This window comes from Massilistercora timonensis (assembly GCF_048354975.1).
Lineage (GTDB): Bacteria > Bacillota > Clostridia > Lachnospirales > Lachnospiraceae > Massilistercora > Massilistercora timonensis.
Window position 1 is genome coordinate 16360 of sequence record NZ_DBGCJQ010000019.1, and the last position, 24776, is coordinate 41135.

The 24776-nt window shown below is 51.2% G+C and carries 28 protein-coding genes and 1 tRNA gene; 23 read left to right on the forward strand and 6 right to left on the reverse strand.

The genetic code is table 11. The features are described from left to right. Positions 1-8: 8 nt before the first annotated feature. From selB to ACML7B_RS01435, 6 genes are all read left to right on the forward strand, one after another. Positions 9-1922 carry a selenocysteine-specific translation elongation factor gene (gene selB, locus ACML7B_RS01410; RefSeq protein WP_418539027.1) on the forward strand — a complete coding sequence of 638 codons (1914 nt, stop codon included), beginning with the start codon at positions 9-11 and terminating at the stop codon, positions 1920-1922. Next, the gene (locus ACML7B_RS01415) at positions 1922-2839 is read left to right on the forward strand and encodes a selenium metabolism-associated LysR family transcriptional regulator (RefSeq protein ID WP_418539028.1); all 918 of its coding nucleotides are present in this window, start codon (positions 1922-1924) and stop codon (positions 2837-2839) included. Before selB ends, ACML7B_RS01415 begins: the two co-directional genes overlap by 1 nt. Before the next feature lie 164 nt (positions 2840-3003). Then, positions 3004-4143, forward strand: a complete 1140-nt coding sequence (locus ACML7B_RS01420) for an aminotransferase class V-fold PLP-dependent enzyme (protein ID WP_418539029.1) — start codon at positions 3004-3006, stop codon at positions 4141-4143. 58 nt (positions 4144-4201) lie between these two features. After that, positions 4202-5299 (forward strand): YedE family putative selenium transporter, encoded by a 1098-nt coding sequence (yedE, locus tag ACML7B_RS01425; protein ID WP_346707115.1) that lies wholly within the window; start codon positions 4202-4204, stop codon positions 5297-5299. A 49-nt stretch (positions 5300-5348) separates the two neighbouring features. After that, a complete protein-coding gene (locus tag ACML7B_RS01430) occupies positions 5349-5552 on the forward strand; it encodes a sulfurtransferase TusA family protein (RefSeq protein WP_106789775.1) in 204 nt (67 codons plus the stop codon). Between the two features lie 2 nt (positions 5553-5554). After that, positions 5555-5791, forward strand: a complete 237-nt coding sequence (locus ACML7B_RS01435) for a DUF3343 domain-containing protein (RefSeq protein ID WP_418539031.1) — start codon at positions 5555-5557, stop codon at positions 5789-5791. Positions 5792-5861: 70 nt separating this feature from the next. Here ACML7B_RS01435 and ACML7B_RS01440 read toward each other — a convergent pair whose 3' ends face one another. Together ACML7B_RS01440 and ACML7B_RS01445 are read right to left on the reverse strand one after the other, a co-directional pair. Then, positions 5862-6449, reverse strand: a complete 588-nt coding sequence (locus ACML7B_RS01440; protein WP_346707113.1) for a TetR/AcrR family transcriptional regulator — start codon at positions 6447-6449, stop codon at positions 5862-5864. Between the two features lie 115 nt (positions 6450-6564). Next, positions 6565-7599, reverse strand: coding sequence for a proline racemase family protein (locus ACML7B_RS01445; RefSeq protein WP_346707112.1), 1035 nt, complete (start codon positions 7597-7599; stop codon positions 6565-6567). A 288-nt stretch (positions 7600-7887) separates the two neighbouring features. On the opposite strand from ACML7B_RS01445, the gene ACML7B_RS01450 reads away from it, so the two are divergent. The 8 genes from ACML7B_RS01450 to ACML7B_RS01485 all read left to right on the forward strand — a co-directional run bounded on the left by ACML7B_RS01450 (position 7888) and on the right by ACML7B_RS01485 (position 15105). Then, positions 7888-7985: transfer RNA gene (locus tag ACML7B_RS01450), tRNA-Sec, on the forward strand. A 125-nt stretch (positions 7986-8110) separates the two neighbouring features. Then, entirely contained in the window at positions 8111-9511 is a 1401-nt protein-coding gene (locus ACML7B_RS01455; protein WP_346707111.1) for a proline reductase-associated electron transfer protein PrdC, read from the forward strand. A gap of 171 nt (positions 9512-9682) precedes the next feature. After that, on the forward strand, positions 9683-11539 hold the full coding sequence (gene prdA / locus ACML7B_RS01460) for a D-proline reductase (dithiol) proprotein PrdA (RefSeq protein ID WP_418539033.1): 1857 nt from the start codon (positions 9683-9685) through the stop codon (positions 11537-11539). A gap of 15 nt (positions 11540-11554) precedes the next feature. Further along, complete coding sequence (locus ACML7B_RS01465; RefSeq protein WP_106789780.1) at positions 11555-11851, forward strand: CBO2463/CBO2479 domain-containing protein; 297 nt, start codon at positions 11555-11557, stop codon at positions 11849-11851. 2 nt (positions 11852-11853) lie between these two features. Then, entirely contained in the window at positions 11854-12579 is a 726-nt protein-coding gene (prdB, locus tag ACML7B_RS01470) for a D-proline reductase (dithiol) protein PrdB (protein ID WP_418539034.1), read from the forward strand. A gap of 67 nt (positions 12580-12646) precedes the next feature. Then, positions 12647-13414 (forward strand): proline reductase cluster protein PrdD, encoded by a 768-nt coding sequence (gene prdD, locus ACML7B_RS01475; RefSeq protein WP_418539035.1) that lies wholly within the window; start codon positions 12647-12649, stop codon positions 13412-13414. Between the two features lie 12 nt (positions 13415-13426). Next, on the forward strand, positions 13427-13903 hold the full coding sequence (locus ACML7B_RS01480) for a glycine/sarcosine/betaine reductase component B subunit (RefSeq protein ID WP_106789783.1): 477 nt from the start codon (positions 13427-13429) through the stop codon (positions 13901-13903). Positions 13904-14430: 527 nt separating this feature from the next. Continuing rightward, the gene (locus ACML7B_RS01485) at positions 14431-15105 is read left to right on the forward strand and encodes a YcxB family protein (RefSeq protein ID WP_418539036.1); all 675 of its coding nucleotides are present in this window, start codon (positions 14431-14433) and stop codon (positions 15103-15105) included. An 88-nt stretch (positions 15106-15193) separates the two neighbouring features. Here the strand turns inward: ACML7B_RS01485 and ACML7B_RS01490 are convergent, their stop codons facing one another. From ACML7B_RS01490 to ACML7B_RS01505, 4 genes are all read right to left on the reverse strand, one after another. Then, the gene (locus tag ACML7B_RS01490; RefSeq protein WP_346707105.1) at positions 15194-16126 is read right to left on the reverse strand and encodes a permease; all 933 of its coding nucleotides are present in this window, start codon (positions 16124-16126) and stop codon (positions 15194-15196) included. 239 nt (positions 16127-16365) lie between these two features. Continuing rightward, a complete protein-coding gene (locus ACML7B_RS01495) occupies positions 16366-17238 on the reverse strand; it encodes a permease (protein WP_418539037.1) in 873 nt (290 codons plus the stop codon). Positions 17239-17297: 59 nt separating this feature from the next. After that, positions 17298-18671 carry a sodium-dependent transporter gene (locus ACML7B_RS01500; protein ID WP_106789786.1) on the reverse strand — a complete coding sequence of 458 codons (1374 nt, stop codon included), beginning with the start codon at positions 18669-18671 and terminating at the stop codon, positions 17298-17300. Positions 18672-18838: 167 nt separating this feature from the next. Next, on the reverse strand, positions 18839-19711 hold the full coding sequence (locus tag ACML7B_RS01505; RefSeq protein WP_418539038.1) for a LysR family transcriptional regulator: 873 nt from the start codon (positions 19709-19711) through the stop codon (positions 18839-18841). Positions 19712-20090: 379 nt separating this feature from the next. Between ACML7B_RS01505 and rpsJ the strand changes: the two genes are divergently transcribed. From rpsJ to rplP, 9 genes are all read left to right on the forward strand, one after another. Next, positions 20091-20408 (forward strand): 30S ribosomal protein S10, encoded by a 318-nt coding sequence (gene rpsJ, locus ACML7B_RS01510; protein WP_087163498.1) that lies wholly within the window; start codon positions 20091-20093, stop codon positions 20406-20408. A gap of 75 nt (positions 20409-20483) precedes the next feature. Beyond that, positions 20484-21164: a 50S ribosomal protein L3 gene (gene rplC, locus ACML7B_RS01515; RefSeq protein ID WP_106789789.1), complete on the forward strand. Its 681-nt coding sequence runs from the start codon at positions 20484-20486 to the stop codon at positions 21162-21164. 29 nt (positions 21165-21193) lie between these two features. Further along, complete coding sequence (gene rplD / locus ACML7B_RS01520) at positions 21194-21814, forward strand: 50S ribosomal protein L4 (protein WP_106789790.1); 621 nt, start codon at positions 21194-21196, stop codon at positions 21812-21814. After that, positions 21814-22119, forward strand: a complete 306-nt coding sequence (gene rplW / locus ACML7B_RS01525; RefSeq protein ID WP_418539039.1) for a 50S ribosomal protein L23 — start codon at positions 21814-21816, stop codon at positions 22117-22119. The genes rplD and rplW overlap by 1 nt, the downstream gene beginning before the upstream one ends. A gap of 57 nt (positions 22120-22176) precedes the next feature. Then, positions 22177-23019 (forward strand): 50S ribosomal protein L2, encoded by an 843-nt coding sequence (gene rplB, locus ACML7B_RS01530; protein ID WP_106789792.1) that lies wholly within the window; start codon positions 22177-22179, stop codon positions 23017-23019. Between the two features lie 24 nt (positions 23020-23043). Then, positions 23044-23325 carry a 30S ribosomal protein S19 gene (gene rpsS, locus ACML7B_RS01535; RefSeq protein ID WP_022318972.1) on the forward strand — a complete coding sequence of 94 codons (282 nt, stop codon included), beginning with the start codon at positions 23044-23046 and terminating at the stop codon, positions 23323-23325. 26 nt (positions 23326-23351) lie between these two features. Continuing rightward, positions 23352-23738 (forward strand): 50S ribosomal protein L22, encoded by a 387-nt coding sequence (rplV, locus tag ACML7B_RS01540; RefSeq protein WP_106789793.1) that lies wholly within the window; start codon positions 23352-23354, stop codon positions 23736-23738. 11 nt (positions 23739-23749) lie between these two features. Beyond that, positions 23750-24406, forward strand: a complete 657-nt coding sequence (rpsC, locus tag ACML7B_RS01545; protein ID WP_106789794.1) for a 30S ribosomal protein S3 — start codon at positions 23750-23752, stop codon at positions 24404-24406. Then, positions 24406-24776 (forward strand): 50S ribosomal protein L16 (rplP, locus tag ACML7B_RS01550; protein WP_418539040.1); only part of this gene is annotated, 371 nt, incomplete at its 3' end. The genes rpsC and rplP, both read left to right, overlap by 1 nt.

Here is a 24776-nt window from a genome sequence, read left to right on the forward strand (position 1 = left end):
AAGAGGAAATGAAGAATATCATCATCGGAACAGCAGGCCATATCGATCACGGCAAGACCACGCTGATCAAGGCGCTGACCGGAAGAAATACAGACCGCTGGGAGGAAGAGCAGAGAAGAGGGATCACCATTGATCTTGGATTTACGTATTTTGACCTTCCGGGCGGAGATCGTGCCGGGATCATTGACGTGCCGGGACATGAGAAATTTATCAACAATATGGTGGCCGGCGTGGTGGGCATGGATCTGGTGCTCCTGGTGATCGCGGCGGATGAAGGGATCATGCCCCAGACCCGGGAACACGTGGATATTCTTCATCTTCTGGGCATTGAGAAAAGTATCATTGTTTTGAATAAATGTGACCTGGTGGACGAAGAGTGGCTGGAACTGGTGGAAGAGGAGGTCCGGGAAGAGCTTGCGGGCACATTCCTGGAGCACGCCCCGGTAGCGAAGGTATCCGCTGCCACCGGCCAGGGGCTGGAGGAACTGATCCAGATCATCGAGAAGATGACGGAAGACGATCTTACGCCCAAAGACATCCACACCATCCCCAGACTGCCGGTGGACCGGGTGTTCACCCTGTCCGGGTTTGGGACCATCATCACCGGGACGCTGGTGTCCGGAACCATCCATAAGGAGGACACCCTGGAAATGTACCCGGTGGGCAAGGAGTGCAAGATCCGCAGCATCCAGGTGCACGGGACAGACCGGGATGTGTGCTATGCGGGACAGCGGGTGGCCATCAATCTCTCCAACGTGAAGAAGAAAGAGATCGCCCGGGGCTGTGTGCTGGCGCCTAAGAACAGTATGAAGAATACGGATCTTTTGGATGTGAAGCTTAACGTACTGGATTCTTCCATGCGGGTGCTGACCAATCACAGCCGGCTTCATTTCTTCACCGGGACCAGCGAGATCCTCTGCCGGGCGGTGCTCCTTGACAAGGAGGAGATCGGGCCGGGGGAGAGCGGCTATGTGCAGCTGCGGCTTGAGGAAGAGATCGCGGTGCGCCGGGGAGACAAGTTCGTGGTCCGGTTCTATTCCCCTATGGAGACCATTGGGGGCGGCGTGATCCTGGAGCCCAATCCGGGAGTGAAGAAGCGGTTCCATCAGGATGTGATCGATGAGCTGAAGCGCAAGGAGTCCGGATCGGTGGCGGATGTGATCGAACTTCATATCCGGGAGCACGGGAAGACCCTGATCACCCTGGCGGAACTGGCCAAGATGACGGCCCTTTCGGAGCAGGAGATCAAGGAGGCGGCGGCGGAGCTGAAGAGCCAGGGGCAGATCCAGGAATTCCAGCTGAAGAAGGATACCTGGTTCTGGCACGCGGATTCCAGGCGGGCGGCCACAGAGGAGATCCTGGCGGCGCTGACGGCCTATGAGAGGAAGTATCCCTATCGCTACGGCATGAAGAAGGCGGAGGTGCAGGGGATTTATTTCCAGAAGATCAGGCTCAATCTGTTTGACCGGATCATTGAATTTCTGGAAGAAGAAGGGTGTGTGAAACGAGAGGGAGAATTCCTTTGCACACCGGATTATCAGGTCAGAAAGGATGGTGTGTTCGATCAGGTTTCCTCCGTCCTTCTGGATACATTTAAGAAAGCACGGTTTGATTTCGTCCGGTATTCGGAGATCTCCCTGCCCAAAGTGGAGCGGGAGACGGGGGACGATATCCTGAACATTCTCCTGGTGGAGGGGAGCGTGGTCAAGGTGACGGAAGACATGTACACGCTGAAGGATTACATGGAAGAGGCCAGGCAGGCTATCAGCGCCCATCTGGCTGATGATCCGGTCATCACCATCGCTCAGGTGCGGGATATGTTCCAGACCAGCAGGAAGAGCGCCAAGCCCATCCTGGAGTATATGGACAGCATCAAAGTGACGAAGAAGACCGGTGCGGAAAGTGAGAGGGTGGCATACTAATGAATCTGAAACAGTTGGAAGCATTCGTGCAGGTGGCGGAGGGGAAGAGCTTCTCCAAAGCGGCGAAAGAGCTGTTCCTGACCCAGCCTACCATCAGCGCCCATATCGCTTCGCTGGAGCGGGAGCTGAACGCGCGGCTGTTTGTCAGGAATACCAAGGAGGTAAGCCTTTCCGAGGACGGGAAGGATCTCTACCGGTACGCGAAGCAGATCATTGATCTGCAGAAGCAGATCGAGGAGCGTTTTGAGACGGAAGAGGAGGGCAGCAGGCACTGTATCACCATCGCGGCGTCTACCATCCCGGCTCAGTATCTGCTCCCCAGGGTGCTGAAGCGGTTCAATGAAAAATACCCGGACGAGCAGATCAAGATTATGGAGTCGGACAGCAGCAAGGTAGTGTCCCAGATCGTAGATCATATTGTGGATGTGGGATTTACCGGAACGGTGCTGGAGAAGAAGCACTGCAGATACCTTCCCTTCTACAAGGACAAGCTTGCGGTGATCACCCCCAATACGGAGCGGTACCGCCGGCTGAAGGAAGAGTCCCCGGATGGGATCGACTGGATCCTGGAAGAGCATCTTATTATGCGTGAAGAAGGTTCCGGTACCCGCAAGGAGGCGGAAGAGCAGCTGAAGGCGGCGGGGATCCCGGCGGAGAAGCTGGATGTGATCGCCAGCATCGGCAATCAGGAGACCATCAAGAAATCGGTCCGCCAGGGAATGGGCATCACCATCCTGTCAGAGCTGGCGGCAGTGGACGAGGAGGCGGACGGAGAGCTTCTCACCTTCCCGATCCCGGGAGCAGACGCAGGGCGGGATATCAACCTGGTTTACAACAAGAATTACCAGTTGTCCCGGTCGGCGGAGCGGTTTATCAAGGTGGTCAAAGAGGTTTATCTGCGGGAAAGCGTTAACTGAAAACAAGGATGGACCCGGGCACGGTTCAAGTGGGCTGTATTTATAGAAAAAATCTATAAATACAGCCTTTTATTTATCATTTCAATTAGACGAACCAGCGGGAAAGTCCTATACTAAAGAGGTGGAAAATAAGTTTTTCTGTGTCGAAAGGAAAGGAAACTGTCATGATATATCTGGATAACGCGGCAACGACCATGCATAAGCCAAAAGAAGTGATCGACGCGGTGGTGGAGGCTATGACCTCTCTGGGGAACGCAGGCCGGGGGGCCAATGAAGCCTCCCTTAGCGCTGCCAGGATCATCTATGACGCCCGGGAGAAGCTCTGCCGTTTCTTTAATGGAGAAGATCCCCGTCAGATCGTATTTACCAGCAACTCCACAGAGAGCCTGAACATTGCTATCAAGGGGCTTCTGGAGCCTGGGGATCACGTGATCACTACCATGCTGGAGCACAACTCGGTGCTGCGCCCCTTGTATGAGATGGAGAAAAAGGGTGTGGCCCTTACCATTATAAAAGCAGACAAAAGGGGAAGATTTTCCCTGGAAGAGATGGAGGCGGCGATCCGTCCGGAGACGAAGATGATCGTGTGCACCAACGGATCCAACCTTACCGGGAATTATGTGGACATCGGCAAGGTGGGCGAGATGGCTCACCGGCACGATGTATTGTTTGTGGTGGATGCCTCCCAGACGGCAGGCGTCTTCCCCATCGACGTCCGGAACATGCAGGTGGACGTGCTGTGCTTTACCGGGCATAAAGGGCTTCTTGGTCCCCAGGGGACCGGCGGCATGTACGTCCGGGAAGGACTTGCCATCCGTCCGCTGAAAAGCGGAGGCAGCGGCGTCCAGACATACAGTAAGACCCATCCCAGGGAAATGCCTACCGCGCTGGAGGCAGGAACCCTGAACGGACACGGCATCGCAGGATTGCGAGCAGGGGTGGAGTATATTGAAAATACAGGCCTTGATACTATCCGGGCCAGGGAACAGGAACTGATGTGGCGGTTCTACGAAGGGGTGAAAGAGATCCCGGGAGTGACCGTGTACGGGGGTTTTGACAGCCGGGAACGCTGCGCTATCGTATCTCTGAACATTGGTGATTATGATTCTTCTGAAGTGAGTGATGCGCTTCTTACTGAATATGGCATTTCTACCAGACCGGGAGGGCATTGTGCCCCCCTCATGCACGAAGCTCTCGGGACGGTGGAACAGGGGGCAGTCCGATTCAGTTTTGCCCATTCCAACACGGAGGAAGAAGTGGATATCGCGATAAACGCGGTCCGGGAACTGGCCACAGAGGAATAGGCCGGTTCCAGAAAAATCCTGAAGAAAAGACAGGAATGAGAGTTAGGAGGAACAAGAGATGAATTTATCTGATTCAAAGAAAAAACTGGCTCTGGCCGGCGTGGTCTGCGGTCTGATCGCAGCCTGCCTTGCCTGGTTTGGCAACCCGGCCAACATGGCGTTCTGTATCGCCTGCTTTATCCGTGATACCGCAGGCGCCCTGGGCATGCACCAGGCGGAAGTGGTACAGTACGCAAGACCGGAGATCATCGGCCTGGTACTGGGCGCGTTCATTATCTCCGTAGCGACGAAGGAATATCGTTCTACCGCGGGATCATCCCCCATGATCCGTTTTGTGCTTGGTATGATCATCATGATCGGCTCCCTGGTATTCTTAGGCTGTCCGCTCCGTATGATCATCCGTATGTCCGCAGGCGATCTGAACGCCTGGGTAGCGCTGATCGGTTTCGTGCTTGGCGTAGGAACCGGTGTATTCGCCCTGAAGAAGGGCTTCAGCCTGGGACGTGCCCACACCACCCACAGAGAGAGCGGCGCGGTGCTTCCGGTACTGATGCTGGGCATCCTGGTACTGGCTCTTTGCACTTCTCTTCTGAAGGCAAGCCAGAGCGGCCCGGGAAGCATGCATGCACCGATCATCATGTCCCTGGTGGGCGGCCTCCTCTTCGGCGCTTTTGCCCAGAAGTCCAGAATGTGCTTCGCAGGAAGCATCCGGGACATCATCCTGATGAAGAACTTCGATCTGTTTACCGTGATCGGAAGCCTGTTTGTAGTTATGCTGATCTTCAACGTGGCAACCGGACGTTTTGTCCTTGCCTTTGACACGCCGGGGATCATCGCTCACTCTGAGCATCTGTGGAACATCCTTGGCATGTATGCCGTAGGCTTTGCCGCAGTACTGGCAGGCGGCTGCCCGCTGCGTCAGCTGATCCTGGCAGGTCAGGGATCTTCTGATTCCGCGGTTACAGTGCTTGGTATGTTTGTAGGCGCGGCTCTGTGCCACAACTTTGGTCTTGCTGCCAGCGGAACCGCTCTGGACGCTGAGACTCAGGAAGTGGTTGCCGGGGCGGTGCCCATGAACGGCAAGGTGGCCTGCATCATCTGCATCATCGTATGCTTTGTGATCGCGTTCACCAACAATCGCAAAGAAGAGAAATAAGATTGCAAATCTGGAAAAATCATAGTATGCTAAGAAAGGAAGTATCGAGATGAAAGAAGTAGATGCAAGAGGTCTTTCCTGTCCGGAGCCTTTGATGCTCACGGCAGAAGCTCTCAAGGGAGCAACAGAGCCGGTGAAGGTGCTGGTGACAGAGCCCCATCAGAAGATGAATGTGGAGAAGTTTGCGAAAGACCACGGGAAAACCCCGACTTCCGAGGAAAAAGACGGATATTTTGAAGTGGTGATCGAGTAAACATGAGAAAAAAAGAATTAAAACTGGTTGTGACTTTTCATACGACGGCAGATGCTATGGCCATGGAGAAGGCCTGTAAGGAAAGCGGGACTCCGGGCCGGGTGATCCCGGTGCCAAGAGCCATCTCGGCGGGCTGCGGCCTGGCTTGGTGCGCGGATCTGTCCGCCCGGGAGGAGATCACGGCCATGATGCAGGAGGCTGGCATTGAGCCCGAAGACCTGCATGAATGTATGGTGTAAACCATTGCAGACAAAGAAAGCGGACGCACAGGGAAGAGATCCCGGGGCGTCCGCTTTTTGTCGTCGTTTTTTATATCCCGTCTACAAAAGTGTCCAGCACATGGGGGAGCAGCCGGTCGCTGTATTCAGAGAGAGAATATTTTCCCTTGAACAACGCCCAGTCATAGAGCACGGCCCGTTCGTACATGGCGTAAATGTCCATCAACTCTTCTGCGGTGCTGGTATTCTTGAATTCTCCGTTTTTGAGCCCTTCGGCCAGGATCTCGGTGACCCACTTGAAGTAGAAGCGCTTCTGGTCGGAGAGGGATTTCTTATCTTTGGTAATGAGCTGGGAAGAATAGAGATAGGCCAGCAGCTTGATGTCGATGCTGGTCTCGATCATATAGAACAGCTCATGGTTTAAAAACAATAGTTTGTCGTAGGCAGACAGATGTGGGTCGATCACAGCCGCCAGCTCCTCGTACTTCTCGTCAAAGAGATAGGACAGAGAATTAAGGAGCGCCTCTTTCCCTTTGAAATAGTGGTAGAACGTTCCCTTGGACGTCTTGGAGGCGGCGATGATATCGTCTACCGTGGTGCGGTCATAGCCGTTTTTGAAGAACAGGTTCCAGGCCGCCTTGACAATGCGGCTCTTGGTGGATCTTCGTTTGCGCGGCATGGGCATCATTCCCTTCAGATGCTGCGCGGCGCAGGTGCGCCATGCAGGATGATACAAATAGAAGCGGATCGTGAAGATCCGCTTCTATCTTCTTTCAAGTGATCACAAGTGTTGATTAGCCAACCTGGAAACCATATTTCAATGGATCGGTAGGATCGATCAGGTATGTAGCCACACCTGTCAGGTAAGCGCTTCCGGTGATCATCGGGATAACTGCGTCGTAGTCAGCAACCTTGGTGGTCTCTTTGATCACGCCCTTGAACAGGCTGCCCATGAAGCTCTCGTAACGGAACTCTTCACCGACTTTGATCTCTCCCCAGTGATGCAGGGTAGCAAGCTTCGCGCTGGTACCAGTTCCGCACGGAGAACGGTCAGCCATTGCGTCGCCGAAGATAACAACGTTTCTAAGATCAGCCTTGTCCGGATTCGGGGTCGGTCCGTAGAACTCAACCAGGTCAACGCTGTCGATGTCAAGCAGCGGGTGCTTAACCGGGATCTCTTTGTTGATGACATCCAGCATCTTCATTCCAAGAGCGGTGTAAGCCGGAACGGTCTTGGCGTTGATCTCGCCGATGTCAAGCTGTGTGGTATCTACCAGAGCGAAGAAGCTTCCGCCGAAGGAGATGGTGAACTTGATCTCTTTGCCGTCGATGGTTACGGTCTGGTTCTCTTTGTAAACGAATGCCGGAACGTTGGTCAGAGTTACGCTCTCAACCTTGCCGTCTTTTACCATAGCCTTGGTGCGGATCAGTCCTGCAGGAGCGTCAAGAACAACTTCGTTCTCGCCCTCGTGGGACTCAACAAGACCAGCCTCAACAGCAACGGTAACAGCGCCGATGGTGCAGTGTCCGCACATGTTCAGGTATCCGCCTGTATCCATGAACATTACGCCGAAATCAGCTTCTTTGTTCACTGGCTCGCACAGGAAAGCACCAAACATGTCGTGGTGTCCTCTGGGCTCGAACATCAGAGCGGTACGAACATTGTCGTAGTTCTCTTCCATCCATTTCTTCTTCTCGATCATGGTGTTGCCCTGCGGCTCCGGGAATCCGCCGATGACCATACGGCAGAACTCGCCTTCGGTATGAGCGTCTACAACCTGAAGAGCGGCCTCAAACCGATTGAAGTTAACATTCGCTTTTAACTCCATAACAAATACCTCCTTGAAATTGAATACTTATAGATAGAATCTATAAATTTTGTGTCGGAACACTGAAAACCCCCATGTTTTCAGTGCGCCATTTCCCTGACAGATATACCAGAACGACAGAAATTTAACAAATAGACTGTATTCTAGTACCTCGTTCAGTTCGTTATCTCTATTATGGACGAAAAGCCTTGAAAAGTCAACGCCTTTTTGTTATTATAAAAATAGTCAAAAACGGTTGAAATCACTGGGAAGATGTGCTATTGTAATTAGGCGTGGGAGAAACCATATGGGGGTAGATGGGTGACTGGTGTGCCTCCTAGTCTTCAAAACTAGTGTGGGGCGTTAAGAGCGTCCTGGGTGGGTTCGATTCCCACATGCCCTCGCCAGAGAATACTCACAGCATGTTAAAAAAATGGCATGCGTGATTTATAGAAAAATATTATAAGAAAATAAGTAAGGGGGCCGCAGGGTTCCGGCTTACTTATATAATAAAGAAAAGGAGATATGTGTCATGGGAAATGTACAGTTATTATTGCGTCAGCATGTGGGCGCTCCGTGCGCACCATGTGTAAAGGTTGGGGATGACGTAAAAAAAGGTACGCTCATCGCAACACCTACAGGACTGGGAGCAAATATCTTCTCCAGTGTCTATGGTAAGGTTGTGGACATCACAGACGACAGGATCATCATCGAGCCTGCGGCTGAGCAGCCGGATGAGTTTGTACCGATCGACGTACCTGCAGATGCCACCAAGCTGGATATGATCAAGGCGGCAGGAATCGTTGGAATGGGCGGAGCCGGATTCCCCACAGGCGTAAAGCTGAATATCAATCTGGCGGAGACACCGCTGGCAGAGCTGGATCCGGAGATCAACCCGGAGCTTCCGGCAGACTTTAAGCTGGATCACAGCTATATCCTGATCAATGCTGCAGAGTGTGAGCCGGGACTGGAGCACAATATCAAGCAGCTGGTAGAGCAGACGGATAAAGTGATCCGCGGCGTGAAATACTGTATGGAGATCACTCATGCAGACAAGGCGATCTTCGCGATCAAGAAGAAACATCACGACGCCATCAAGCATCTGGATGCGGCGCTCAAAGACGAGGCGGACATCTCCATGCACTTCCTGGCGGACATCTACCCGATGGGCGAGGAGCGTGCAGTAGTAAGAGAGTGTCTGGGGATCAACCTTCTTCCCACCCAGCTTCCTTCTGCAGCAAGATCTGTAGTTGTGAACCTGGAGACTGTAGCCAAGATCGCAGAAGCGATCGAGGAGAAGAAGCCCTGCATCACCAAGAACCTGACCGTGCGCGGCAAGCTTAACGGCGGCAATCAGGCCCATGTATTCATGGATGTTCCGGTTGGCGTAAGCGTTGGCGAGCTGATCGAGAAGGCCGGCGGCATCGATGGCGCTTACGGCGAGATCGTAATGGGCGGAGCCTTCACAGGCAAGTCCACAACAGTAGACGAGCCTATCACCAAGACCACAGGAGGAATCCTGGTGAGCGTAGAGTTCCCGGATCTTCACGGCGCTAACGTAGGTCTTCTGGTCTGTGCCTGCGGCGGAAGCGAAGACCGCATGCGCGAACTGGCCGAGAAGATGAACGGCAAGGTGGTATCTGTATGCAGATGTAAACAGGCCATCGAGAGCAAACCAGGCGCACCGCTTAAGTGTCTGCGTCCCGGCAACTGTCCTGGACAGGTTAAGAACAACCTGCAGTTTAAGAAGGACAAGTGTGAGTACATCATCATCGGAAACTGTTCCGACTGCTCCAACACGGTAATGGCTTCCGGACCTAAGATGGGACTGAAAGTATTCCATCAGACAGACCATGTAATGAGGGCGGTTGGTCATCCTCTTTACAGAACCCTGAAGATCTCCAAAGAGGTCAGCCAGGATATTGATTTTTAATGAAATCATAAGACCATAGGTATTACTACTGTCTGCGGCAGGGCGGGGGACCCCCGATTCCTCTGCTGGGGAGGATCGAGAGGTGACTCCCCCGCCGCAAACAGTCGTATATATACTACCCAAATCCCGGTTGCGGGAAGGTAACCAAACAAAACAAGGAGGGAAAACAATATGTCAATCACAGCTGAAACAGCGAAAGAACATGCTCATGATCCTGCGGTATTGTGTTGCAGAGCCGAAGCTGGAATTACAATTGAGCCGGCGAACCTGGAGGATCCGGCAATCTTTGACGATCTGGTAGATTCCGGATTGTTAAGCCTGGATGGCTGCCTGACCATCGAAGAAGTTTTGGGAGCAAAGCTTACCAAGACTTGTGATTCTCTTTGCCCGCTGACCCCAGACGTTCTGGATGGCGTTAAGGCTCCAAGCGCACCGGCAGCAGAGGAAGCAGAGGAAGAGGCACCTGCAGCAGAGGCAGCGGCTCCTGTAGCGGCAGCTCCTGTAGCAGCAGGCGGAACACTGAAGATCCACATCGGCGAGGGCAAGGACATTGACCTTGAGATCCCGGTTGGAGCTCTTGGAGCAGGTGGCGCAGCAGCAGTTCCTGTAGCAGCAGGAGCAGCAACGGCAGTAGCAGGCGACGCAGCGGCAGCAGAAGCTGGCGAGGAGAAAGTCGTTAGAAGCCTGACCAGAAAGCACTTCAACATCACAGAGGTTAAGAGAGGACCGGAGACCAAGATCGAGGGAACCACTCTTTACATCCGTGAAGGCATTGAGCAGGAAGTTATCGACAATCAGGAACTGGTTAAAGATTTCCACCTGGAGATCATCACTCCTGACAAATATCACACCTATTCTGAGACCATCATGGACGTTCAGCCTATCGCTACAAAGGAAGGCGACGCTGACCTTGGTACAGGCGTAACAAGAGTTCTGGACGGCGTTGTAATGATGCTGACCGGTACCGATGAAGGCGGAGTTCAGATCGGTGAGTTCGGTTCTTCCGAAGGATACCTGGATGAGAACATTATGTGGAACCGTCCGAGCTGCCCGGATAAAGGCGAGATCTTTATCAAGGGTAACATCGTGATCCAGGAGAAGACCAACATGGAGCGTCGTGGACCTATGGCTGCCCACACCGCTTTCGATGTGATCACTCAGGAGATCCGTGAAGTTATGAAAGAGCTGGATGAGAGCCTGGTAGTTGATACTGAGGAACTGAAACAGGTTCGTCGTCCTGGCAAGAAGAAAGTTGTTATCGTTAAGGAGATCATGGGACAGGGAGCTATGCATGATAACTTCATCCTTCCTGTAGAGCCTGTTGGAATCCTTGGCGCAAGAGCAAACGTAGACTTAGGAAACGTTCCGGTATGCGTATCTCCGCTGGAGGTTCTGGATGGATGTATCCACGCTCTTACCTGTATCGGACCTGCTTCCAAGGAAATGTCCAGACATTACTGGAGAGAGCCACTGGTTCTGGAAGCCCTGCATGATCCGGAAGTTGACCTTTGCGGCGTTGTATTCGTAGGAAGCCCGCAGATCAACGCTGAGAAATTCTATGTATCCAAACGTGTTGGACACACCGTAGAGATGATGGACGTAGACGGAGCTTTCGTTACAACAGAAGGTTTCGGAAACAACCACATCGACTTCGCAAGCCACATCGAGCAGATCGGTATGAGAGGCGTTCCGGTAGTAGGTATGTCCTACTGTGCAGTACAGGGCGCGCTGGTTGTTGGTAACAAGCACATGCAGTACATGGTTGACAACAACAAGTCCGAGTCCGGTATCGAGAACGAGGTTCTTGGCTGCAACACCCTTTGCAAAGAGGATGCGATCCGTGCTCTGGCTATGCTGAAGACAGCTATGGCCGGCGAGGAAGTAAAGGCTGCTGAGAAGAAGTGGAATCCGAACGTTAAATCTACCAACGTAGAGCTGATCGAAGCTGCATACGGCAAGAAGGTTGATCTCGTTGAGAACGAGCAGTCTCTGCCGATGAGCCAGAAACGTAAGGAAAAATACGACTAATCCAGGTGTTTCTGAATGAATAATGAACGCTTGAATTACGGTGACAAGATCATTTACATGGAAGGCGTGATCGTGGATGTTGACGACTGCAGCATCAGCGTGGACCTGAAAGGGCGCCTGGGGTTCTTCAAAGCTCCCAAGAGAATGTTTATCTGCGACACCGAACCTAAAATAGGCCAGGAAGTGGGATGGAACATGAGCTTTCCGGAGCAGCTGGGACCGGAAGTAAATGATAAATATGTCAGCAACATTGAGAAAGAACGGCGCAAACAAGAAGAGATGCGTACGCGTTTGGATAATAAGGAGGTCTAAAAATGAGTTTAACGGTTGTTAAAGGTTTACAATCTGAAATCTTCGTTCCTATTACTCCACCGGCAGTATGGACTCCTGTAACAAAAGAGCTGAAAGATATGTCTATCGCTCTTGCGACAGCAGCAGGTGTTCATAAGAAATCCCAGGAAAGATTCAATCTTGCTGGTGACTGGACATGGAGAAAAATCGAGAACACCACACCATCCAGTGATCTGATGGTATCCCATGGTGGATATGACAACAGTGATGTTAACAAAGACATCAACTGCATGTTCCCCATCGACAGAATCCATGAGCTGGCAGCAGAAGGCTTCATCAGAGCCTGCGCTCCGGTACACGCCGGATTCATGGGCGGCGGCGGAAACCAGGAGAAATTCAAACACGAGACTGGTCCGGCCATCGCGCAGATGTTCAAAGAAGAGGATGTTGACGCAGTAATCCTCACCGCTGGCTGAGGTACCTGCCACCGCTCTGCAGTATTGGTGCAGAGAGCGATTGAAGAAGCTGGAATTCCTACAATCATTATTGCAGCTCTTCCGCCGGTTGTTCGTCAGACCGGTACTCCTCGTGCAGTTGCTCCGTTGGTTCCTATGGGAGCTAACGCTGGTGGACCGCACAATGTTGAACAGCAGACACAGATCGTTAAGGCTACTCTTGAGCAGTTAGTAAAGATCCAGACACCTGGAACTATCGTACCGCTGCCGTTTGAGTACGTTGCTAAGATCTAAGGATTGTTAATGGAAAGGGCAGATGTAAGTTGCATCTGCCCTTTTGTTGGATTAGGAGGTGAAAGACTTGGCAGACGAAATAAGAGACTTAAGACGTCTGGTGATCAAGGCCTTCCACATGACAGATGTAGAATGGGGCGATCACAACGACATCACTGTTGACGGACATATGACGGTCAGCAAAGAGATGATCGATCAGCTGGTGGCTGAGGAAGAGCATCTGGAGAAGATCGACATCCAGATCATCAAGCCTGGCGACCACGACCGCTGGACCAACACCATCATGGACATCATTCCGATCTCCACCAAGGTTCTGGGCAAGATCGGGGAGGGGATCACCCACACGGTTACCGGTGTCTATGTGATCCTTACCGGAGTGGATGTAAACGGCAAGCAGTGCCATGAATTTGGTTCTTCTGAGGGAAATCTGAAGGATCAGCTGTATCTGAACCGCGCAGGCACGCCGGGAGACAACGATTATATTATCTCCTTTGACGTGACGCTGGCGGCGGGCATGGGCCAGGAGAGGCCGGGCCCCACAGCGGCTCACAGAGCCTGCGACAAGTTTATCCAGAGCTATCGGGATAAGCTTAAGAAATTCAAAGGCGAGAAGTGTACAGAACGCCACGAGTATCATGATATTGTAAGACCTGGGAAGAAACGGGTGCTGATCGTAAAACAGGTGGCAGGCCAAGGGGCAATGTATGATACTCACCTGTTTGCGAAAGAGCCTTCCGGCGTAGAAGGCGGACGCTCGATCATCGATATGGGCAACATGCCGGTTCTGGTTACGCCCAACGAATATAGAGACGGAATCATCCGTTCTATGCAGTAAGGAGGTGTAAGCATGGGAATCGGACCATCAACCAAGGAAACGTCACTTCATCATTTCCGGGATCCGCTGCTTGACGTGGTTTCCCAGGACACGGATGTGGACCTGATGGGGATCGTTATTGTAGGAACCCCGGACGACAACGTGGATAAGATGCTGGTAGGTACCAGGACCGCTGTATGGGCGGAAGCCATGCGCGCGGACGGTGTGATCATCTCCTCTGACGGCTGGGGCAACAGCGATGTTGACTTTACCAATACCTGTGAGCAGCTGGGAACCAGAGGGATCGCAGTGACCGGCCTGAACTTCAGCGGTACGGTGGCTCAGTTCGTTGTTGTCAACGACTATCTGGACGGTATCATCGACATCAACAAGAGCGCGGACGGAACAGAGACCGACGTGGTAGGCGAGAACAATGTTGTGGAGCTGGACTGCAAGAAGGCTCTGGCGCTTTTGAAGCTGAAGATGCGCAAGAACGAGCAGAAGAGATAATGTTACATAAGAGAGAAAAAGCACGGCATCTGTTATGCCGTGCTTTTCCTTTTTGGTATGTCATTGAGAGGTTTTTGTTGCATCGCAGTCTTGTTTATCTATATACAAAAGCTGGGGAATGCTTTTTCCTGTGATAAGGGCGTATATATATAAATTGAGCCGGCAGCCGCAGGGGCGATCTTGGGGGGATGCCCGGCGACGGCCTAACTGCAATAACAACCGCAGGTTGTTTTAAAAAAGGCAGTCCCCCAAAGCTATGGAGACCGCCGTTGGTCTTGATAGTTATAATATAGCACCGGGGTATGAAGGAGTCAATCTTATCGGTAAAAAAAGAGAGATTTCGGATGTTTTCACAATAATTGGAAGATATATGGAAATTATTTGTTTAATTTAACGAAGTATCATGATGAAACTGCACCATGATAAAGTGAAAATGTGAGGAAGAGTCAAGAAAACACTGGGAAAAGTAGTAGAAATATGGTATGATAAATGCGTTCAGCAATTAGAAAAACGGAGGATATCATAAGATGGAGATAGAAGAAAGACAGGAGCAGGAGAGCGTGGTGAGCGCAGATCCCCGGAGAAACCATTACACGGTTAAGATCCGGCGTGACACGAAGATGATGATGACCTTCATCAAGTTCCAGAACCGGGTCAGCCACCCCAGAGTTACCTTTAATCTGTTTGCCACAGGTGTGCTTCTGGCGGCAGTGCCGGTGATCGTAAAGGGCCTGGCCCTTCCGGGAGTGATCGTGAGCTACGGTGTGGGCGGACTTCTGATCCTGACCGCGTTGTTCCGCCAGTATCTGACCCTTTCCATGATGAAGAGCAACCCGGAAGTGAAGGAGAATGAGGAGATCACCTACTACTTTGGCAATACCGGCGTCCGGGCTGTGCATGACGACGGCACGGAAGAGAATATGGGCCATTACAAGAACATCTACCGGTTGTGGGAAGATGAGAAAACCTTCTACGTGGGGATGAATGAGGACGATCTTCTGATCCTGCCAAAGGAGAATGTGGAAGGTGGAGATGTGGGAAGCTTCAAGGATTTTATCCTGGAAAAAAGCGGAGCGGAATACCGGTGGAAACCGGTTGGGATCGTGAACAAATGGAAGGATTTCCTTGTGAAGACCAAGAACCGGATCCTGTATCTGCGGATGGAAGCGGAGCAGAGGGAAAAGGAGAAGAAGGGCAGATAAAATAGAGACATGAAAAAGAGCGTTGGGATGAAACCAACGCTCTTTCATTTTCAATATTCAGTTTGTGCAGATCCTCTTGCTTAACGGATTAAGCAGCAGAACCTTTCTTGATCGCGTCATGCAGGTACAGGAACGCTGTGATGTAAACGATAACAGCGATAACCTTGGTAAGTACGTCAAGCGGCAGACTGGATACGAAAGCGTATGCACAGTAAACACCGATGGCACCAAAGATAGCCTGTGTCCAGCAAGCAACCATGTCGTATCTTCCCTGAGCGATGAACTTCGGGCCATTACCAAATGCCATCAGGTATGCGCAGGATCCCATCATAGCCGGGAACGCACATCCGGCATCCATACCAAGAGCCAGAACCATAGCCATACAAGGAGCATACAGACCAACGCCGATACTCATCAGAGCGCCGAAGATGAAGTTACCAACAACAGCGATCACAAGCTTCACGCCACGAAGACCAAGCTCTGTACCGATGGTACCGAATGGTCCGATGGCCATAACCTTCATCAGGATTACAGTAGCCAAGATGAAGAGACCGATGAACAGTGCGTAACGAACTTTCTTCCGGTCGAACTTGGTTACGATGTCGGCCATTACGAAAGAACCAACTACGGAAGCAACCAGCATCAGGATCAGTGTCAGGATATCCATGTCTACGAAACCGAAGAACAGGAAAGCCTCAACACATACAGGAACGGTATCACCTACGTTCAGGGTACCAGGAACCAGGATATCGTCTACAGACTTCGTCAGCTTAAAGGAAGCAGATGACGGAGCGAAAGAACCGATTCCCAGGGTATCCAGGAAGTTCGCTACAAATCCGGTGATAATGGTTGCAACAAGGTTCTTTGGCTGTTTACCTCTCTGCCACAGTTCCTCGCCGGTCAAACCGATTTCAGGGTCTTTCTCTGGATTTGCGCGGAGCTCTTTGTTCTTGCGGATCATCAGAACAACGTTCAGGATGATACCGATCACGCACAATCCCTTCATGATGTACATTGCCATAAAAACATCCCTCCAGATCATTGAAATATGAAATTGTAAAAGTTCCGGGCATGTGCATATTACACAATCTTCCATCCACAACCCCCCGATTTGTCGTGGATATGAATAAAACAAACGCCCTATGTGTATTCTACCAGCAGAATTGTTAAAAGTCAATCAAACTGTGAAAAAAAGATAAAGAAACCAAGAAAAAAGACATGCCGTGGCATGCCTTTTTTCTGATACATATTTCAAGGATCCTATTTGGACTGTTTTTTCGCATCGTGGAAGAACAGGATCGCGCAGATCACCATGACTACGCACACCAGGTAAGTGAGCAGTGTCAGCGGCAGGGATGTTACAATGAATCCGGCGATCAGGACACCGATGGAACCGGTGATGAGCATGGGGATGGTCATTGCCCGCTGATATTTTCCTTCCTTAATAAATGTGATGCCGCAGGCGGGACACAGGAACGCGCAGGAGCCCATCATGATGGGGAATGCCACGTCGGCGCTCATGCCCAGCAGCAGGACCAGAGCCATACAGGGTGCGTAAAGACCGATACCGGCAGTCATCAGAACACCCAGGATGAAGTTGGCAATAACACCGATCACCAGCAGCGCGCCGGTCAGGCCTCTTGCGGTACCGATAAGGCCGAATGGTCCTACGCCATTGATCTTGCACAGGGTGATGGCAGCCACGATGAGAAGGGCTACACCCATAACCATCCGGATCTTCATAATGTCCATCTTGGAAATGATCTTGGCTCCAATGATGGATCCGACAATGGCGGAAGCGATCATCAGGACCAGAGTCAGGGGATCCACATCGATCCGGGTCATGGTGATGGTGGCCTCCACACAGATCGGGATACCGAAAGCCACATTCAGGGTTCCGGGGATCAGATCATCGGAGATGGACTTGTTGAACTTCCAGGCGGAAGTAGCAATGGCGTAACTTCCGATACCCAGGGTGTCAAAGAAGTTGGCGATGGCACTGATCAGGGAGTTGTACCCCATCTTGCTCTTGTCGAGTTCATCCTTGTGTGCCATAACGTCCTTGACTAATACCACGAAGAATACCGCGGCAAAAAGCCACATGATGATAAGTAAGATTGTTGCAGCGCTCATAAGTAATACCTCTCCTTCCTTTTGCTGAACGCATGATAAAATATATATCTAAGGATCCATTACTGGATGAATCCGAAGACAGTCAAGAGAATGACGATCATGAAGAAGGGAACCAGCACCACGGTGCGGATCTTGTCAAATGCGGTGACGCGGCCGAATTTGCCGTCGTTGGTAACTTCCTTCTCATAATTCTTAAAGCCCCAGACCTTGGCGATAAAGACGCAGACCAGGATACAGCCGATGGGCATCAGAAGGTATGCGGTAAACATATCCAGCCAGTCGTAGAGGCCATAGGAGGTAAGTCCCTTGGCGTCGAGCCAGGGAAGCTTCAGCCCGCTTAACATGCCAAAGCCAAGAGATACGATGATATTCCCGGCGCCGATGATCACTGCGGTCAGGATGGTGGCGTTCCGCCGTCCCATATGACAGTGGTCCTCGAAGGTGCGGATGGCGATCTCGAAGAAACTGAACAGGGAAGAGATCACCGCGAACAGGATGGCCAGGAAGAAGCAGGCGCCGATGATCCGGCCTCCTGCCAGCCGGTCGAAGATGTCGGTCATAACATTGAAGACCAGGCTGGGGCCGGCAGACTGAATGTCCACGCCGCCGGAGAAGGCGGAAGGAACAACCACGAAACCGGCCAGGATCGCAGCCGCCGTATCAAATACGGAAACCATGACAGCGTCGCTCTTTAAGTTGTTTTCTTTTGATATATTGGCGCCCAGAGTCTCGTAGAGTCCCCAGCCGATACCGATGGAGAACAGAACCTGGGTGGCCGCCTGGGCGAAGGTGGTGAAGCTGAATTTGCTGAAATCAGGAAGCAGGTAATACTTCACGCCCTCGATGGCATTTTCATTTACAAATAAAGCCCAGATCCCGCAGATGATCAGCAGCGCGAACAGCAAGGGCAGCATGACCTTGGAGATCTTCTCCACCGTGTTGGTGATGCCAAAATACAGAAGCACAGAGACCAGCACCAGAAGGAGCATGGTCCAGACGATAGGTTCAACAGCAGAGGATGTGAATTTGTCGTAGTAAGCCTGTTTGTCAGAACCGAAATCGCCGCTGACGATATACTGGAAGGCGTACTTGGCAACCCATCCGCCGACTACTACGTAATACATACACAGGAGGGTGGTACAGATTACAGCCATCCAGCCGGCGAATCCCCATTTCTTGTTGATCCGCTGGAACGCGGTGACCGTGTCCTTGCCGGAATAGCGTCCAAGAGCGGTCTCCATCTCCACCATGGGGTGCCCCATCAGCACAACCACGATGATGTAGACCACCAGGAAGACGCCGCCTCCGCCTTCGTAGGCAAGATACGGGAATCTCCAGATGTTTCCCAGACCAATGGCGGCTCCTGCGGCCACCATGAGATAGCCGAAGCGGGATCCCCACTGACGAGTTTCCGGATTTGTCTGATTGCTCATGTACTCATCCCCTTTCTGGATAAAAAAAGACGCCCTCCGCTGTTGCGGGAGAGCGTCCGGGTAATTCAACCTCTTTTTTAGTATAGTCTTTTGTGAAGGAAATGTCAATAAATATATTAGAAAATGTAATGCGGACATTAGAAATATTTATACGGCAAGTCCAGGGATCAGTCGTCCAGAAGAAAGTCCTTGGCGTATTCCAGGAAGATCCGGGCGGCCGGGGATAAATCCTGGGAGGAGGCGTAAGCCAGGCCCAATTGGCGGTAAAGCCGGGGCTTCAGGCTGCGGCAGACAAAATCACCGGTCTGTCCCCGCAGAAGCAGGCCCGGCAGCAGGGTGATGCCAAGACCGTGCTCCACCATGGAGAGCACAGAGAACTCATTGATGGAGACGTACCGGATATCCGGTTTCAGATTGTATTGCTTCAGAACCCGGTGAATGTCGCTGCCGGGAGCATAGGCGGTGGTGACAAAGGGAATGTCTTCAAAAAGTTCCAGCGGGATCTCGTCGCGGACTGCGAGGGGGTGTTCCGCCGGCAGCACGGCGAACAGCTCATCTTCCATGACGGGAAGGAACTGATAGCGCTGTCCTTCCTGACGGCTGATGAACCCGATGTCTACCCGGCGTTCCTGGATCCAGTCCGCCAGTTCGCCTTCATCTCCCTCGATCACCTTGAAGTGGATATCCGGATGATCCCGGTGGAACGCCCGGAGGATCTTGGGGATCCAGTGAATGGAACAGCTTAAGTAAGTGCCGATGCAGATGGTTCCCACCTGGGCGCCCTTGAGAGAGGCGATCTCCTGGCGCACCACCTCATCCGCGGCGAGAAGAGAGCGGACGTGAGGCAGGAGAGCCTGGGCTTCCCGGGTCAGCCGCATGCCGTGGCTGTCCTTGACAAAAAGAGGGAATCCAACTTCCCGCTCCAGGGACTTCATCATCTGTGTGATCCCGGACTGGGTGTAGCCCAGGACCTCGCCGGCTCTGGTGAAGCTTCCATAGTCGTCCACCGCCAGCATTACCTTCCATCTTTTCGTATCCATAAGCCTGCCAGCTCCTTTCTCCTGAGAATATATAATATAGTAGCGAAAATAAATCCGGATTACAAGAGAAAAAAATTGGATTGTACGAAAAAAAATACAAGAAATGGAAGAAAAGTCTTGAAAAAACCAGTTTCATCAGATATACTAAAAAAGCTGTGACATTGATAGCTGTGAAGCGTGAGGTTGCTGCCCGCAAGTGGCAGGTTTTCCGTGGAGCGAATGTCAAGTTAGGAAACTGGCGACAAGTCACTGTACGAACAAAAAGAGCCACTAAGAAGAGTGGCGTTCCGTGTGAGGTGCTCACGACACACACGGGAGAGTGTACAGTCACCGCTTGTCGTACTGAAGTGAAAAGTACGAAAAGGAGGCGACTTTTTTTATGGCAAGTCAAGTAATGAGAATCACACTGAAAGCGTATGATCACCAGCTGGTAGATGCATCCGCGAAGAAAATCATCGAAACTGTTAAGAAAAACGGATCACAGGTGAGCGGACCGGTACCGCTTCCCACCAAGAAGGAAGTAGTTACCATCCTGAGAGCTGTTCACAAGTACAAAGATTCCAGAGAGCAGTTCGAGCAGAGAACTCATAAAAGACTGATCGATATCATCACACCGACCCAGAAGACGGTTGACGCGCTTTCCAGACTGGAGATGCCCGCAGGTGTGTACATTGATATCAAAATGAAAACCAAATAAGAACACAGTAATTCCTAACATTTAGGATGAACGTCCAAAAGGGCGTTCCGCTGTAAATCACAGGAGGTATTTATAATGAAGAAAGCGATTTTAGCTACCAAAGTGGGTATGACCCAGATCTTCAATGAAGACGGCACACTGACACCGGTTACCGTACTTCAGGCCGGTCCCTGTGTGGTAACACAGATCAAGACCGAAGAGAATGATGGTTACAATGCGGTCCAGGTAGGATTTGCAGACAAAAAAGACAAGATCATCAACAAAGACAAGAGCGGTAAGAAAGAGATCGTACACCGCCACGGACTGACCAAGGCTGAGCAGGGACATTTCGCGAAGGCCGGCGTGTCAGGCAAGAGATTTGTCAGAGAGTTCAAATTAGAGAACGCAGGCGAGTATGAGCTTGCGCAGGAGATCAAAGCGGATATTTTCGAAGTAGGCGACAAGGTTGACGCAACTGCAATCTCCAAAGGTAAGGGATTCCAGGGCGCTATCAAGAGACACGGACAGCACAGAGGACCTATGACTCACGGTTCCAAGTTCCATCGTCACGCTGGTTCCAACGGAGCTGCTTCTGATCCGAGTAAAGTATTCAAGGGCAAGAAGATGCCTGGCCAGATGGGTAACAAGAAGATCACCATCCAGAACCTGGAAGTTGTACGGGTAGACGCAGAGAACAATCTGCTGCTGATCAAGGGTTCTGTACCGGGACCGAAGAAATCTCTGGTAACGATCAAAGAAGCAGTGAAATCGATCTAGGTTTTGACGAGGAAGGAGGAAGACTTAAGATGGCAAACGTATCTGTTTATAATATCGAAGGTAAAGAAGTTGGTACGATCGATTTAAGCGATGCGGTATTTGGTGTTGAGGTAAACGAGCACCTGCTGCACATGGCGGTCGTAAACCATCTTGCAAATAATCGTCAGGGAACACAGAAGGCCAAGACCCGTTCTGAAGTTTCCGGCGGAGGAAGAAAACCATGGAGACAGAAAGGAACAGGCCACGCAAGACAGGGCTCCACAAGAGCGCCTCAGTGGACAGGCGGCGGAATCGTATTCGCTCCGGTGCCGAGAGACTATTCCTTTAAGATGAACAAGAAAGAAAGAAGAGCGGCTCTTAAATCCGCCCTGACCTCCAGAGTAGAGGAGAAGAAGTTCATCGTAGTTGACAAGATGGCATTTGACGAGATCAAGACAAAGAACTTCGCTAACATGCTGAAAAATCTGGATGTGGCAAAAGCGCTGGTAGTGCTGGAAGACGGCAACACAAACGCTGAGCTCTCCGCAAGAAATATCGAGGGCGTTAAGACAGCCAAGACCAACACTGTAAGCGCGTACGACGTTATGAAGTACGGTACAGTGATCGCTACAGAGGCTGCAGTCCGCAATATCGAGGAGGTGTACGCATAATGGCTAACATTCAATATTATGATGTAATCCTGAAGCCGGTTGTTACAGAGAAGAGCATGGAGCTCATGGGAGAAAAGAAATACACCTTCCTGATACATCCGGAAGCCACCAAGTCTCAGGTAAAAGAGGCTGTGGAGAAGATGTTTGACGGCGCGAAAGTAAAGAGCGTCAACACCATGAATTATGATGGTAAGAAGAGAAGAGTGCGCGGAACCATGCAGTTTGGAAAGACTGCCAAGAGCAAGAAGGCTGTTGTACAGCTGACCGCGGACAGCGCTGATATCGAGATCTTCCAGGGTCTCTAGGAAGCGCAGATAAACGGACAGAAACCGTGATAATAAACAGTTGAAAGGAGAACAATCATGGGAATCAAAACATACCGCCCATATACACCGTCCAGAAGACAGATGACCGGTTCTGATTTCTCTGAGATCACTAAGACAACACCGGAGAAGTCATTGCTGGCACCGAAGAGCAGACAGGCAGGACGTAATAATCAAGGTAAGATCACAGTAAGACACCGCGGAGGCGGCGCAAAGAAGAAATACAGGATCGTTGATTTCAAGAGAAGAAAAGACGGAATCAGCGCAAACGTTATCGGAATCGAGTACGATCCCAACAGAACAGCCAATATCGCGCTGATCTGCTATGAAGATGGAGAGAAGGCATACATCCTGGCTCCTGAGGGACTGAAAGTCGGCATGAAGGTCATGAACGGACCGGAGGCCGAGGTAAGAGTAGGAAACTGCCTGCCCCTTTCTGAGATTCCGGTAGGTACACAGATCCACAACATTGAGCTCTATCCGGGAAGAGGCGGCCAGATGGTACGTTCCGCCGGAAACAGCGCGCAGCTCATGGCGAAAGAAGGAAAGTACGCAACCCTTCGTCTTCCTTCCGGAGAGATGAGAATGGTTCCGCTGGTATGCAGAGCTTCTGTGGGAGTTGTAGGAAATTCTGATCATAATCTGATTAATCTTGGTAAAGCAGGACGTAAACGTCACATGGGTATCAGACCGACCGTTCGTGGTTCTGTTATGAACCCGAATGACCATCCGCACGGTGGTGGTGAAGGCAAGACCGGTATCGGACGTCCGGGTCCGTGCACTCCATGGGGTAAACCGGCGCTTGGCCTTAAGACCAGAAAGAGAAACAAATCTTCTAACAAGCTGATTGTAAGAAGAAGAGACGGTAAAGCGATCAAATAGTTATCATTAAGGAGGTTAGAACCTATGGCACGTTCTATTAAAAAAGGACCATTTGCAGACGCAAGCCTGCTGAAAAAGATCGACGCTATGAACGCTGCGGGCGAGAAATCCGTTATCAAGACCTGGTCCCGCCGTTCTACGATCTTCCCGAGCATGGTTGGACATACAATCGCCGTTCATGACGGAAGAAAGCACGTTCCGGTGTATGTAACAGAGGATATGGTTGGACACAAGCTTGGTGAGTTTGTAGCCACCAGAACATACAGAGGACACGGCAAAGACGAGAAGAAATCAAAAGTTAGATAATCAGATTATGAAAGGAGGGTTCATCCATGGCGAAAGGACATAGATCCCAGATCAAGAGAGAGAGAAATGCGAATAAGGACACAAGACCGTCAGCGAAGCTGTCTTACGCACGGGTTTCTGTTCAGAAAGCATGTTTCGTATTGGATGCCATCAGAGGTAAGGATGTAACGACAGCACTTGGTATTTTAACTTACAATCCAAGATATGCTTCCAGTTTAATAAAGAAATTATTAGAGTCAGCGGTTGCGAACGCTGAGAACAATAATGGTATGAACGCTGAGAATCTTTATATTGCAGAGGCTTACGCGAACAAAGGACCAACAATGAAGAGAATCAGACCGAGAGCACAGGGCAGAGCTTACAGGATCGAGAAGAGAATGAGCCACATCACACTTGTGCTGGATGAAAGATAAGGAGGGCAATCATGGGACAGAAAGTTAATCCTCATGGCTTGAGAGTCGGAATCATCAAAGACTGGGATTCCAGATGGTATGCGGAGAAAGAGTTCGCTGACTACCTGGTGGAAGACCATGAGATCAGAACGTATCTTAAGAAGAGATTATATAACGCGGGCGTCTCCAGAATGGAGATCGAGAGAGCCTCTGACCGTGTAAAGATCGTGATCTACACCGCAAAACCGGGCGTTGTCATCGGTAAGGGCGGATCCGAGATCGAGAAGGTAAAAGGCGAACTTGCCCGTTTCACAGACAAGAAGCTTATCATCGACATCAAAGAGATCAAAAGACCAGACAAGGATGCGCAGCTTGTGGCGGAGAACATTGCTCAGCAGCTTGAGAACCGTATCTCCTTCCGCCGCGCAATGAAGTCCTGCATGTCCAGGACCATGAAGTCCGGAGCTCTTGGAGTTAAGACCGCTGTAGCCGGCCGCCTTGGCGGAGCCGACATGGCTCGTACCGAGTTCTACAGCGAGGGAACCATTCCGCTTCAGACATTGAGAGCAGACATTGACTACGGATTCGCTGAGGCAGATACCACCTACGGCAAGATCGGCGTTAAGGTATGGATCTACAAGGGCGAAATTCTTCCGGAAAAAGCGGCAAAGGAAGGGAGCGATAAATAATGTTAATGCCAAAAAGAGTAAAACGTCGTAAACAGTTCCGCGGCTCCATGAAAGGAAAAGCGCTCCGTGGAAATAAGATTACAAACGGTGAATATGGTATTGTTGCAATGGAACCCTGCTGGATCCGTTCCAACCAGATCGAGGCTGCCCGTATCGCGATGACACGTTACATCAAGCGTGGCGGTAAAGTATGGATCAAAATATTCCCGGATAAACCTGTAACCACGAAACCAGCTGAGACACGTATGGGTTCCGGTAAGGGAACTCTGGAGTACTGGGTAGCAGTTGTTAAGCCAGGACGCGTAATGTTCGAGATCGCGGGCGTATCAGAGGAAGTTGCGAAGGAAGCGCTCCGTCTGGCAACCCACAA